We start from the raw sequence: 13519 nt of genomic DNA, 5'->3' as shown, positions 1-13519 counted from the left end.
GTGGATACTCGACATGAAACCTTCTCCAATCCAACCCCTGCCAGTCCATGAAACCTGCTTTTTCTTTGTGTGTGTATTGCGGCTCACGCCCAGGCAAGCTGGAATCATTTGCTCAAACTGCAAAGGCCGTTGGTCAATGGATAGGTCAACACCAAGGGCAATTGGTTTATGGCGGCGGCAACAACGGCTTGATGGGCATTGTGGCTGCAGCCACGCAGCAAGCGGGTGGCCGAGTAGTTGGCATCATTCCTCATAGCTTGGCTGAAAAGGAGCTCGCACGCGACGATTGCGACGAGTTTTACTTGGTTGACACCATGCACCAACGCAAGCACATGATGGCCGAGCGAGCCGACGCTTTTCTAGCCTTGCCTGGTGGCATAGGCACATTTGAGGAATTTTTTGAAGTCTGGACATGGCGCCAGTTGGGTTACCACAATAAACCCATCGGCTTGCTGAATGTAGATGGTTATTACGATGGCTTACTGGCCTTCATGCGTACCACCGTCAATGATGGTTTTGTTTCTGAATGGCAAATGGATTTGATTCGCCAGTCATCCAGCTTTGAGCAACTTTTGCCTTTGTTGATTCAAGAAGCAGGCTTGTCTGAAGGCACGGGCTTGGGCGCGATTTAAACTGCGGACTCGTCTGTCTCGCCGGTTCGAATACGCACCACTCGCTCGACAGGCGTGACAAAGATTTTCCCATCCCCTATCTTGCCAGTACGCGCAGCTGTGACGATGGCATCGACACAGCGATCGACGTCGACTGACTTAACCACCACTTCGACTTTGACCTTAGGCAAAAAGTCCACCACATACTCTGCGCCTCGGTACAACTCGGTATGCCCTTTTTGGCGACCAAAGCCTTTGACTTCGGTAACAGTTAGACCAGTAACCCCGCATTCGGCTAAAGCCTCACGGACTTCCTCGAGCTTGAATGGCTTGATGACAGCAGTGATTTGTTTCATAGTGGCTATCCTTGATTTCACAAAAAATGGTTTGTCAGGAACGGAAATGACTGGTTATAGGATAACGCCAATCTTTGCCGAACCCTCTATGGGTTATTCGAATACCTATAGGCGCTTGGCGACGTTTGTATTCGTTCATACGAATCAATCGCGTCACTTTTTCCACATCGGCAAGCGCAAACCCTGCATTAACAATATCTTGGGCGCTTTGGTCTTGCTCCATGTAGCGAGCCAAAATTGCGTCAAGTACCTCATAGGGAGGCAAACTGTCTTGGTCGGTTTGGTCGGGGCGTAGCTCCGCGCTGGGTGCACGTGTGATGATGCGCTCAGGGATGGGGCAAGCACCCCTGCCATAGGGGTCGTGCAGATTGCGCCAAGTTGCCAATTGATAGACAAGCGTCTTAGCCACATCCTTGATGACAGCAAAGCCACCCGCCATGTCCCCGTACAAAGTGCAATAACCAGTGGCCATTTCGCTTTTATTGCCCGTGGTTAAAACGATGGCGCCATGTTTGTTCGACAAGGCCATGAGCAAGGTGCCGCGAACCCGCGCTTGAATATTTTCCTCGGTTGCATCCAATGGCAGAGCTGCAAAATCGGTTTCAAGGGTTTGCAAAAAAGCATCAAACATAGGCACGATTGATTTTTCGTCATAGCGCACACCCATACGAAGCGCCATGTCTCTGGCATCGGTCAAACTGATGTCCGCTGTGTAGGGGGAAGGCATCATGACGCAGCGCACATTTTGTGGGCCCAGCGCATCCACTGCAATCGCCAACACCAAAGCCGAATCGATACCCCCTGACAAGCCAATCAGTGCGCCTGGAAAGCGGTTCTTGCCAAGGTAATCGCGAACGCCCAACACCAGCGCGTCCCAGACTTCAGCGAGTTCGGTTTGCAAAGGCACGGTGGCGGCTTGCAAGACAGTTTGACCGCTGACGGATTGAACTGACACATGGAAATCTGCCTCGACAAACCCCTGGGCCCTGCCTGCCAATTCACCCGTGGCTTGAAGAGCGAATGACCGCCCCTCAAACACGACTTCATCTTGCCCGCCGACCAAATGCGCGTAGACCAAAGGCAAACCGGTGGTCAAACAGCGCTCTCGCATTTTGTGTTCACGTTCTTGCGCCTTACCCATGTGAAAAGGAGAAGCGTTGATGACGGCCAACACCTGCGCTCCCATCGCTTTAGCGTCTGCTGCGGGTTGCTCGAACCAAGCATCTTCACAAATGAGCAAACCGACCTTCACGCCTTGCACCTCAAACACACAAGGCTGTGAGCCTGGTTTGAAATAGCGGCGCTCGTCGAACACTTGGTAATTGGGTAGCTCGCGCTTGGCATAGCTTGCAACCAACTTGCCTTCGCAAAGAACTGAAGCCATGTTAAAGCGCAAACTGACTGCCACCGAACGGGTACGCTCACCGTGGCCGCTTGGGTGACCCACCACTACGTGCATACCTTTTAAATCAGCCAGCGACAGTCTGACCGTGTCTACGGCTTGCTCGCAAGCCGAGATGAAAGAGGCACGTAAAAACAAGTCTTCGGCGGCGTAGCCACAAATAGACAATTCAGGCGTGATCAGTAGCCTCACCCCTTTGGCATAGGCGCGGCGCGCAGCGTCCATAATTTTTTGGGCATTACCCAGCATGTCACCCACGGTGAAATTGAGCTGGGCTACACTGAGTTCAAGCGTCATAGGTCATATGCAAAAAGAGCTGAACGATTATGGCATCCGGGTGCACCCGCATCTTCAAGAGATTGCCGCCAAAGACTGGGATAGTTTGCTTTTCCAGCAACACAGTCCTACCCCTTTTATGCGACATGCCTATTTACTGGCTATGCAAGAAAGCGCCAGCGCCACTGCTGCAACGGGATGGAAAGCGCAGTTCATCAGCTTATGGCAGGGCGATGAATTGGTGGGCGCTTGCCCCCTCTACCTGAAAGACCACTCTTATGGGGAGTATGTGTTTGACTGGGCTTGGGCCAATGCCTACCACCAACACGGGCTTAGCTACTACCCCAAAGCGCTGATTGCTGTGCCATTCACGCCCGTGCCGGGTTCGCGTTTACTGGCAAAAGACCCTGCAAGCCGTGCGCTTTTGCTGCAAGCTGTGATTGGCTGGTGCCAGCAAGAAAAGCTGTCCTCGTTGCACATGCTATTTGGCAATGATGAAGACATGGTAGCGGCCCAAGCACTGGGTTTGCTGCAAAGACAAACGGTGCAATTTCACTGGCAAAACCAAGCATGGCCTGATTTCGACACCTTTTTAGCAAGTCTGACCCAAGAGAAGCGAAAAAAAATCCGCCAAGAGCGGCGTCGAGTCACGGATGCAGGTGTAGGTTTTCGCTGGGCTTTGGGCGCAGAAATCAGAGAAGAAGACTGGCGCTTTTTTTACCAATGCTATGAACGAACTTACATTGAGCATGGCAACGCACCCTATCTAACCCCAGACTTTTTCCGTCGGATGCAATCGGAAATGGCCGAGAACTGGCTGATGTTCATCGCCGAACGGGATGGCCGCCCCATCGCCAGCAGTTTGATTGGGGTGCACGGGCTGGGCAGCAACCATGCGGTGGCTTATGGCCGCTATTGGGGCGCCTTGGAACGAGTCGATTGCTTGCACTTTGAGGCTTGTTATTACCAACCCCTGCAATGGTGTTTGGCGAATGGTGTGCAACGGTTTGAAGGGGGCGCACAAGGCGAGCACAAAATGGCACGCGCCTTGATGCCTGTGAGTACGCACAGTGCGCACTGGCTGGCAGACTCTCGATTTGCCAATGCAGTGGAGCAGTTTCTTGAGCGAGAGGGCGCAGGTGTCGACAATTACTTAGCGCATTTGGATGAACGCAAGCCGTTCAAACGCAGCCCTTAAAGCTTCAGGACTTGGCTTTTTTGTAATTGTTTAAGCCGTCCTGCACCTCTTGACGTGCGGCTTCAGGCCCTTCCCAGCCCAAAATTTTCACCCACTTGCCCTGCTCTAAGTCTTTGTAGTGCTCAAAGAAATGCGCAATGGTTTTCAATCGCATGGGGTTCAAGTCTTCAGGCTTTTGCCACTGGGTGTAGATGGACAAAATTTTGTCGGTAGGCACAGCCAACACCTTGCCGTCCATGCCAGCTTCGTCTTCCATCTTTAAAATACCAATAGGGCGGCAAGGCACAACAACGCCTGGAATCAAGGGTACGGGGGTGATGACCAGCACATCCACAGGGTCGCCATCACCGCTGATAGTTTTAGGTACATAACCATAGTTGGTCGGGTAGTGCATGGACGTGCTCATGAAGCGGTCCACGAAAATCGCACCCGTTTCTTTATCGACTTCGTATTTGATGGGGTCAGCATTCATCGGAATTTCGATGATCACATTGAACTCGTTGGGGGCGTTTTTTCCGGCGGTGACGTTATCGAGGGACATGAAAAAATTCTCTTTAATTGAAAATGAAACAGGAAAACTGCACTATTTTGTCAGTAATTACCCTGACTTTACTTACGCCAACGCCGTGTTTGAAGCAAAGCACACAATCTGATCCCTTACAGTTACGCCGTTGGCCAATCACCCTCCTTCTTGAGCGTGTGAGGAAGCAACGCAAAGGTGGTGTCAAACAACCCTGTTGCGTGACCCACCTCAACGCGAAACATTTCAAGGAGATCTTATGATTGGTTCTACAGCGCTGCTGTTATTTGCGCTTGCTTGCGGCCTCATCGCCGTGATTTACGGGTTCTGGGCCCGCAGCTGGATTCTTTCCCAAGACGCAGGCAACGCCCGTATGCAAGAAATTGCGGCAGCCATTCAAACTGGTGCTGCCGCTTATTTGGCTCGGCAATACAAAACCATCGCCATGGTCGGCGTGGTACTGGCGGCACTCATTGCATGGTTCTTAGACCCCTTGAGCGCCGGCGGCTTTGTGCTTGGTGCCGTTCTCTCTGGAGCCTGCGGTTTTATCGGCATGAACGTGTCGGTCAAGGCCAATGTGCGCACGGCCCAGGCTGCGACCAAGGGCATTGGCCCCGCGCTTGATGTCGCTTTTCGTGGTGGCGCCATCACCGGCATGCTGGTGGTGGGTCTTGGCCTTTTGGGCGTGACAGGTTTTTACTGGTACCTCACCTCAGCAGGTGTGCCTGCAGATGGCAAAGCCCTGGCTGGCATGCTCAATCCTCTGGTGGGTTTTGCCTTTGGTTCGTCGCTGATTTCCATTTTTGCCCGTCTGGGTGGCGGCATTTTCACCAAGGGCGCTGACGTTGGTGCCGACTTGGTGGGTAAAGTTGAAGCGGGTATTCCTGAAGATGATCCCCGCAACCCTGCAGTGATCGCTGACAACGTGGGTGACAACGTGGGGGACTGCGCTGGTATGGCCGCTGACTTGTTTGAAACCTATGCAGTGACCCTGATCGCCACCATGGTGCTGGGTGCGTTGCTGGCGGGTACGGCTGGTCCCAATATGGTGCTCTACCCCCTCGTACTGGGCGGCGTGTCCATCGTAGCGTCCATCATCGGTTGCTTCTTTGTCAAGGCCAGTCCTGGCATGACCAATGTGATGCCTGCGCTGTACAAAGGTCTGGCTGTATCAGGCGTCTTGTCACTGATCGCTTTTTACTTTGTGACACAGTCACTGTTTCCAGCGGCGATCGCTTTGCCCGATGGCACCGCTTTGAGCGCCAGTGGCCTGTTTGGTGCCTGTGCAGTTGGTTTGATTCTGACCGGTGCATTGGTTTGGATTACCGAGTACTACACCGGCACCCAATACGCACCTGTGCAGCATATCGCTCAGGCATCGACCACCGGTCACGGCACCAACATCATTGCAGGCTTGGGCGTGTCCATGCGTTCCACCGCTTGGCCCGTGCTGTTTGTCTGTGCTGCAATTTACAGCGCTTATGACATGGGCGGCTTGTACGGCATAGCCATCGCTGCCACCTCCATGCTGAGCATGGCCGGTATCGTGGTGGCCTTGGACGCTTACGGACCCATCACTGACAACGCAGGTGGCATTGCCGAAATGGCTGAGTTGCCCGCCAGCGTGCGCGACATTACCGACCCACTGGACGCAGTGGGCAACACCACCAAGGCGGTCACCAAAGGCTACGCCATTGGCTCGGCTGGTCTGGCAGCGCTGGTGCTGTTTGCTGACTACACCCACAAACTCGAGGGACTGGGCGCTCACATCAATTTTGACTTGAGCGATCCTAAGGTCATCATTGGCCTGTTCATCGGCGGACTGATTCCCTACTTGTTTGGTGCGATGGCAATGGAGGCCGTAGGCCGCGCCGCCGGCGCCGTGGTGGTTGAAGTGCGTCGCCAATTCAGGGAAATCAAAGGCATCATGGACGGCACTGGCAAGCCCGAGTACGACACAGCGGTGGACATGTTGACCACAGCCGCCATCAAAGAAATGATGATTCCCAGCTTGTTGCCAGTGGTAGCACCCATCGTGGTTGGCTTGGTTCTTGGGCCAGCGGCTTTGGGTGGTTTGCTGATGGGTACCATCGTGACTGGTTTGTTCGTGGCCATTTCCATGTGTACCGGCGGCGGTGCGTGGGACAACGCCAAGAAATACATCGAAGACGGACACCACGGCGGCAAGGGCTCTGAAACCCACAAGGCGGCAGTGACCGGCGACACCGTGGGCGACCCCTACAAAGACACGGCAGGCCCTGCGATCAACCCCTTGATCAAGATCATCAATATCGTCGCATTGCTGATCGTGCCGGTGATGATGCAAATCCACGGCGGTTAAGTCAGAACTGTTCTGATGCACTGCAAAAAGCCCGCTTCGGCGGGCTTTTTTACGCTCAATGACGAGGTTCGGGCAAAATGCAGGAATGACTGAACGTGTGATCCCCCTCTTTGACCAACGCAACCGCCCTGCCCTCGTGCCAGCCACCGCCATCGTCCCCAATGGACTGCTTGGCGACCAACGTGGTCGCCCCCTGCGCGATCTGCGAATCAGCGTGACCGACCGCTGCAACTTCCGCTGCAACTACTGCATGCCCAAGGAAGTCTTCAACAACGATTACCAATACCTGCCGCATTCGTCGCTTTTGAGTTTTGAAGAAATCACCCGTGTTGCTTCTTTGTTTGTAGCCCATGGCGTGCAAAAACTTCGCCTGACGGGGGGTGAACCGTTGCTGCGTAAAAACCTAGAAGTTCTGATTGAACAACTGTCCAAACTTCGCACACCCGACGGCAAGCCACTTGACCTGACCCTCACCACCAACGGTTCACTGCTGCGCCGTAAAGCGCTTGGATTGAAGGCCGCTGGTTTGCAACGCGTGACCATCAGCTTGGATGGTTTGGATGACGCCATCTTTCGCGCTATGAATGATGTGGACTTTCCCGTGGCCGATGTGCTCGACGGCATCGAAGCGGCCAAAGAGGCGGGGTTGGGGCTTGATGCCAAAGGCGGCTTCAGCGGCTTGAAGATCAATATGGTGGTGAAGAAAAGCACCAACTTGGGCGAGATCATCCCCATGGCGCGGCACTTCCGTGGCAGTGGCATTACTTTGCGCTTCATTGAGTACATGGATGTGGGCGAAACCAATGGCTGGCAAATGGACGAGGTGTTGCCCTCGGCTGAACTCGTCAAACTGCTGCAAACCGAATTCCCATTGGTGCCTCTTGAGGCCTCTACGCCAGGCGAAACTGCGCAGCGCTGGGGTTATGCCAATACGCAAGGTATTTTTGACCCGGCTTTGGGTGAAGTCGGCGTCATCAGCAGCGTGACGCAAGCTTTTTGCGGTGACTGCAACCGTGCCCGCCTGTCTACCGAAGGCCAGTTGTACCTGTGCTTGTTTGCTGCGCAAGGACATGACCTGCGCAGCCTGCTGCGCAACGGCGCATCTGACGCTGACATTGCCTCGGCGATTGGCCTTATCTGGAACCAGCGCGACGACCGCTACTCGGAGTTACGCGGACTGAACCTGCAACCCCTGCCCGCGCCTGGTCAAAAGCGCGTTGAAATGAGCTACATCGGCGGCTGATGGTCGCACCAACGCCTGACAACATCACTGGCTGGGTATTGGCTGGCGGCCAAGCGCAACGCATGGGCGGGGTAGACAAAGGCTTGCAACTGTTCCAAGGACAAGCCTTGGCATTGCGCGCTGCAAAGCGCTTAGAGGCCCAAGTCTCTATTGTCAAACTCAATGCCAACCGCCATCTCTCAGACTATGAAAGCTGGGGCTTTGAAGTCCACGCCGATAGCTTGAGCGGCTTTGCAGGACCCTTGGCTGGCATGCTGACAGGCTTGCAACATTGCGATAGCGAATGGCTGCTGTGCGTGCCCTGTGACAGTCCTTTTTTTCCACTGGATTTGGCTTACCGCCTTGGCATGGCGGTGGACGCAGAACAATCGTCAATGGCGGTTGCATGGGCACCAGAGCCCAATGCAAAGGGCGAGACTGTTTGCCAAGCCCAGCCCGTGTTTTGCTTGTTACACCGTTCTTTGCTAACAAGTCTGAGTGATTTTTTGCAAAGTGGTGGACGCAAAATTGACGCATGGACCACGCAACACGTCAACGCTCGTATGGATTTCAACCTGCCCCACGATACCCGCGATGCGTTTGCCAACGCCAACACATGGCAACAACTGAAGGACTTGGAAGGCTAGGCCGATTTAACTCAAACCGTGTTGTCTTCTTCGAAGACAGTTTGAATAGGCCCTGGCGTACCCTTGCGCGCCAGCAAGGAGTACATGGTCGGCACCACAAAGATGGTCAACAAAGTACCCAAAGACATGCCGCCCACAATCACCCAACCGATTTGTTGACGGCTTTCCGAACCAGCACCTGTGGCCAAAGCCAAGGGAATAGCCCCAAGCACCATGGCGCCAGTGGTCATCAAAATAGGGCGCAAACGCAAGGTGGCCGATTTGTGAACAGCCTCTAAGGCACTCATACCTGTCATGCGTAACTGGTTGGCAAACTCAACAATCAAGATGCCGTGCTTGGTGATCAAGCCCACCAAAGTGATAAGCCCAATTTGGCTATAAACATTCAAGGTGCTGCCTGTCCATTGCAAGGCCAACAAAGCTCCCACCATGGACAAGGGCACCGAGAGCAAGATGACAAACGGATCGACAAAACTCTCGAACTGCGCCGCCAACACCAAGAAAATGAACACCAAGGCCAAGATAAAAACGCCGGTAAGTGAGCCTGAAGACTGCACAAACTCACGAGAGTTACCGTTGACATCGGTGGAGTAGCCAGTCTTGAGCACTCTTGCAGTGACTTCCTTCATAAAGTTCAGTGCCTGCCCTAAAGAATAGGAAGGTGCTAAATTGGCAGTGAAGGTGACGCTACGGCGTTGCGCAAAATGGTTGAGTTCACGCGGAACCACCACTTCTTGCATTTTGACCAAGGCCGACAAAGGCACCATGGTTTCAGCGTGGCCTCGTACAAAAATCTTCTCCACATCCATTGGGGTATTGCGGTTCTTGGCCTCGGTTTGCACCACGACATCGTACTTTTCGCCCTCGCGCTTGTATTGGGTGACACTGCGCCCACCCATGGCGGTTTCTACGGCACGGGCGATGACCTCGACAGGAATACCCAAATCGGCAGCTCGCTCGCGATCAACCTCTAAACTGATTTCGGGCTTGTTCAAGCGCAAGTCCACGTCCATGCTGACGATGCCAGGGTTTTTAGCCACTTCATCTTGAATGGTCTTGGTGACTTTGGCCAAGTTTTCATAGCTATCGTTGGTCAGTACCACGAAATTGAAAGGACGCTCCCGAAAGGCTTGTCCCAAAGAAGGCGGCGTAATGGGAAAGGCCATTACGCCAGACATACCGCCCATGGCAGGCATCATTTCACGCGCCATGTCCAAGGTGCTGCGTTTGCGTTGATCCCATGGCAAAGCACCCAAAAACACCGCGCCTTGGGCCACCGTGGGGTTACCCACCACCGCAAAGAATTTATCGAACTCACTGTATTTGCGGCCGATTTTTTCGAGCATATTGACGTACTTTTGGGTGTAATCCAGCGTTGCGCCGTCAGGTCCGTTGATGATGACCAAGATCACACCACGGTCTTCCATGGGGGCTAACTCGCTCTTGGCATTGATGAACAAATGGTAAGAGCCATAGGCTGCAAAAGTCATGATGCCCACCACCAACCAGCGGCGTGAAAATTCGAAACCACCCAAGCGCCAGCTGGTCAGGGTCCAGCGCAATACGTGCCCATAGCCGGCCGTCAAGCCTTCGAGCAAGATGCCCATACCACGGTCAAAGAAAGAGGGGTTGGGATTGTGTTTAAGGAGCTTGGAGCACATCATGGGAGAAAGCGATAAAGCCACGACACCCGAAACCATGACTGAACCTGCCAAGGCCAATGCAAACTCGGCAAACAACCTGCCGGTGCGCCCAGGGGTGAAGGCCAAGGGTGCAAAAACAGCCACCAAGGTCAGCGTCATGGCAACCACCGCAAAGCCAATTTCGCGAACGCCTTTGATGGCAGCCGCAAATGGCTCCATGCCTTCTTCGATATAACGGTAAATGTTCTCCAACACCACGATGGAGTCGTCGACCACCAAACCAATGGCCAAGACCAGCGCCAACAGGGTGAGCGAATTGATGGAAAAACCAAACAAAGCCATCAGCGCAAAAGTGCCAATCAAAGACACTGGAATGGTGATGAGAGGAATGATGGAGGCTCTGAGGGTGCGCAAAAACACAAAGATAACCAAAGAGACCAAGGCCGCTGCTTCAAAGATCGTTTTGAACACGGCTTCGATGGATTTTTCGATGAACACCGATGAGTCGTTGGCGACTTCAATGTTCACCCCAGGCGGCAGGCTTTCCTTGATACGAGGCATCATGGCGGTGATAGCCTTGCTCAACTCCAAGGGGTTGGCGGTGGAGTTACGCAGCACGCCCAAGGCAATGGCTTCATTACCGTTGTAACGAACCGAGAAGCGTTCGGCCAAGGGACCTTGTTCAATGCGGGCCACATCGCTCAGTCGAATAGCCATGCCATTGACATTGCGAATCACAATGTCAGCGAATTCCTCGGGCTTGCGTAAATCGGTGGCGGTGGTGATATTGAACTCACGCATTTGACTCTCTACCCTGCCAGCAGGCACCTCCACATTGGACTTGCGTAAAGCGTCCTCAATGTCTTGTGTGGTCAATCGGTAGGCTGCAAGCCGGTCGGTATCTAACCAAACTCGCATGGCGTATTTGCGTTCACCAAAAATACGCACATCCGCCACCCCAGGCGCGGTTTGCATCATCGGCTTGGCTATGCGGTTGGCCAAATCGGTGAGTTGCAAGGTGTTCATGGTGTCTGAACTGAAGGACAACCAAATCACGGGCTGCGCATCGGCTTCCACTTTGGCGATGACAGGTTCATCGATACCCAACGGCAAGCGTTGACGTACACGAGATACCTTATCGCGCACATCGGCGGCGGCGGCGTCCGGGTCACGCGTTAACAAAAACTTGACAGTGATTTGGCTTTGCTCTTGGCGGCTGATGGAGGTGATGACGTCCAAGCCCTCAACGCCTGACAGCGAGTCTTCCAACACCTTGCTCACCTGCGATTCCACCACCGCGCTGGAGGCGCCCACATAGCGGGTTTCCACCGTCACCGTAGGGTTGTCAATTTTGGGGTACTCGCGAATAACCAATCGGTTGAAAGACACCAAGCCGACCAACACAATAAGCAAGGATAAGACGGTGGCGAATACTGGCCGACGGATCGACAACTCAGGCAATTGCATATCAGTTCCTAGACTCGGCTACACGCAAAGCGGTGCCATCTTTTTGTAGTCGATGCTGGCCAGCAACCACCACAGTGTCTTGGGCTGTCAAGCCAGACAAAATTTCAACCCGCCCGGGGCGACGTGCGCCCAACTTGACCTCGGTACGCAAGGACACCAGCGTGGTGTCTGGCGGCAGGGGGCCTGCACCAGGTACGGCTTCGGGGGGCACCGCACGGATGACAAATTGCTTGCCGCCCATGGGGACGATGGCCTCTTCAGGGATGGACAAAGCCTCATTTTTGAGCGCAAACAAGGCATTGACACGAGCGAACATGCCTGGCCGCAGGGGTCCAGGGGCTAAGAATTTATCGGCCACTTGCGCGGGTCGAGGCGGACAAGCGGTGTCAGGTGTCGCAGGGGCGGGGATGGCCACTGCAGGCTCCAAGGGTTTGAGGGCTGCCCCACCTTTTGGACTAAGCGATTCACCGTGTCCATCATTGCGCAACACAGCTCTGACACTGATGGAGCGCCCATTGGCGTCAATCAAGGGGTCAATTGCCTCGACGCGGGCTTGGTAGGTACTTCCCGACAAGGCGTCAATCACCACCTCCACGGTTTGCTTGGGTGAGAGCTTGCTTTGGTAGCGTTCAGGCAATCGGAAATCGACATACAACTGCGTGAGATCTTCCAAGTTCACCATGTCCGCACCATCTTTGACGAAGTCGCCTAAGTTGATATTGCGCAAGCCCACAGTGCCGCTGAAAGGTGCCACGATACGCATACGCTCCCAACGTGCACAGGTAAGCGCCACCTGCGCCTGTGCCACTTGCAAACTGGCTTGGCTTTCATCGAGCGAACGCTGGGCAATAAAGCCTTTCTCCACCAATTCTTGGTTGCGTTTGTGGTTGGCTTGCGAAATCGATATTTGGGCTTGAGCTTGTTGTATTTCAGCGCGCTGCAAGGTGTCATCGAGTTGCACCAACATCTGCCCTTTTCGCACTTGGCTGCCGTCGGCAAAACCCAAAGCGACAACACGGCCCGCAACTTCTGGGCGCAGCATGATATTTTGACGCGACTTGAGCGTACCCACAGTTTGCGCATCGTCGCGCAAGGTGGATTGTTCGACTTTGGCGACTTCAACGCCCATGGCACGAGGCGGGCCTGGGGGCGCTCCCGCAGGGGCAGCACCTGGCGCACCCGGTTTGGTGCCTGGGGCAGGAGCGGCTGGCGACCCAGCATTAGCAACAGGGGCAGAAGACGCAGCAGGTTTGTTTTGATACCACCAACCGCCTGCAGCAGCCACCGCAATACCAGCAACCGCTATAGCGGTGATCATGTTTTTCGAAGCCATAAGTCAGCAAAACCCTTGAAAGATATCAAGTCATTATCAACCCGATTGAACCGCCGCCACCCCTTGGTTCGCCAAGGCGTCTGCGCGGTCATTTCCGGTGTCGCCCGAATGGCCCTTGACCCAGCGCCACTCAATGTGGTGTCCACTCTGAGACACCGCCTCGTCCAAAACTTGCCAAAGATCCGCATTTTTGACAGCCTGCTTGGACGCGGTCCGCCAGCCCCGCGCCTTCCAACTTGGTAGCCACTCGGTGATGCCTTTGCGCACATATTCGCTATCGAGGTACAAATGCACATGGCAAGGATGCTTCAAGGCTTGCAGCGCCTGAATGACCGCCATCAATTCCATGCGGTTGTTGGTGGTGAGCAATTCACCACCAAACAAATCGCGTTCGGTTTCGCCGTAACGCAAAAAAGCGCCCCAGCCACCTGGACCGGGATTGCCTTTGCAAGCACCTTCGGTGTAAATGGTGACCAACTTCATCGTCTGTGCTCGCTCGAATT

General features: G+C 54.2%; 11 protein-coding genes. 5 read left to right on the top strand and 6 right to left on the bottom strand.

Translation table 11 applies throughout. The annotated features are described in order from the left end of the window. Nucleotides 1-47 precede the first annotated feature (47 nt). On the top strand, nucleotides 48-632 hold the full coding sequence (locus AC9UEO_RS05890; protein WP_509530982.1) for an LOG family protein: 585 nt from the start codon (nucleotides 48-50) through the stop codon (nucleotides 630-632). On the opposite strand, the gene AC9UEO_RS05885 is transcribed toward AC9UEO_RS05890, so the two are convergent. Then, nucleotides 629-967: a P-II family nitrogen regulator gene (locus tag AC9UEO_RS05885; RefSeq protein WP_509530980.1), complete on the bottom strand. Its 339-nt coding sequence runs from the start codon at nucleotides 965-967 to the stop codon at nucleotides 629-631. The genes AC9UEO_RS05890 and AC9UEO_RS05885 overlap by 4 nt on opposite strands. 34 nt (nucleotides 968-1001) lie before the next feature. Beyond that, nucleotides 1002-2666, bottom strand: a complete 1665-nt coding sequence (locus AC9UEO_RS05880) for an NAD+ synthase (RefSeq protein ID WP_509530978.1) — start codon at nucleotides 2664-2666, stop codon at nucleotides 1002-1004. Nucleotides 2667-2673: 7 nt separating this feature from the next. Between AC9UEO_RS05880 and AC9UEO_RS05875 the strand changes: the two genes are divergently transcribed. Beyond that, on the top strand, nucleotides 2674-3843 hold the full coding sequence (locus tag AC9UEO_RS05875; protein WP_509530976.1) for a GNAT family N-acetyltransferase: 1170 nt from the start codon (nucleotides 2674-2676) through the stop codon (nucleotides 3841-3843). A 4-nt stretch (nucleotides 3844-3847) separates the two neighbouring features. On the opposite strand, the gene ppa is transcribed toward AC9UEO_RS05875, so the two are convergent. Next, nucleotides 3848-4384, bottom strand: a complete 537-nt coding sequence (gene ppa / locus AC9UEO_RS05870; RefSeq protein WP_509530974.1) for an inorganic diphosphatase — start codon at nucleotides 4382-4384, stop codon at nucleotides 3848-3850. 238 nt (nucleotides 4385-4622) lie between these two features. On the opposite strand from ppa, the gene AC9UEO_RS05865 reads away from it, so the two are divergent. The 3 genes from AC9UEO_RS05865 to mobA all read left to right on the top strand — a co-directional run bounded on the left by AC9UEO_RS05865 (nucleotide 4623) and on the right by mobA (nucleotide 8573). After that, the gene (locus AC9UEO_RS05865; RefSeq protein WP_509530972.1) at nucleotides 4623-6704 is read left to right on the top strand and encodes a sodium-translocating pyrophosphatase; all 2082 of its coding nucleotides are present in this window, start codon (nucleotides 4623-4625) and stop codon (nucleotides 6702-6704) included. An 85-nt stretch (nucleotides 6705-6789) separates the two neighbouring features. After that, a complete protein-coding gene (moaA, locus tag AC9UEO_RS05860) occupies nucleotides 6790-7947 on the top strand; it encodes a GTP 3',8-cyclase MoaA (protein WP_509530970.1) in 1158 nt (385 codons plus the stop codon). After that, entirely contained in the window at nucleotides 7947-8573 is a 627-nt protein-coding gene (gene mobA, locus AC9UEO_RS05855; protein WP_509530968.1) for a molybdenum cofactor guanylyltransferase MobA, read from the top strand. Before moaA ends, mobA begins: the two co-directional genes overlap by 1 nt. Before the next feature lie 11 nt (nucleotides 8574-8584). Here the strand turns inward: mobA and AC9UEO_RS05850 are convergent, their stop codons facing one another. From AC9UEO_RS05850 to rnhA, 3 genes are read right to left on the bottom strand one after another with little or no spacing between them, the layout of a single operon-like run. Further along, nucleotides 8585-11683 carry an efflux RND transporter permease subunit gene (locus tag AC9UEO_RS05850; RefSeq protein ID WP_509530966.1) on the bottom strand — a complete coding sequence of 1033 codons (3099 nt, stop codon included), beginning with the start codon at nucleotides 11681-11683 and terminating at the stop codon, nucleotides 8585-8587. A gap of 1 nt (nucleotide 11684) precedes the next feature. Beyond that, nucleotides 11685-13001, bottom strand: coding sequence for an efflux RND transporter periplasmic adaptor subunit (locus tag AC9UEO_RS05845; RefSeq protein ID WP_509530964.1), 1317 nt, complete (start codon nucleotides 12999-13001; stop codon nucleotides 11685-11687). A 51-nt stretch (nucleotides 13002-13052) separates the two neighbouring features. Continuing rightward, nucleotides 13053-13499 (bottom strand): ribonuclease HI, encoded by a 447-nt coding sequence (rnhA, locus tag AC9UEO_RS05840; protein ID WP_509531251.1) that lies wholly within the window; start codon nucleotides 13497-13499, stop codon nucleotides 13053-13055. Nucleotides 13500-13519: the final 20 nt, after the last annotated feature.

Origin of the sequence: Limnohabitans sp. (assembly GCF_040401495.1) — a bacterium.
In the GTDB taxonomy this organism is placed as follows: Bacteria; Pseudomonadota; Gammaproteobacteria; order Burkholderiales; family Burkholderiaceae_C; genus Limnohabitans.
This window is presented reverse-complemented; position numbering and strand designations above follow the sequence as displayed.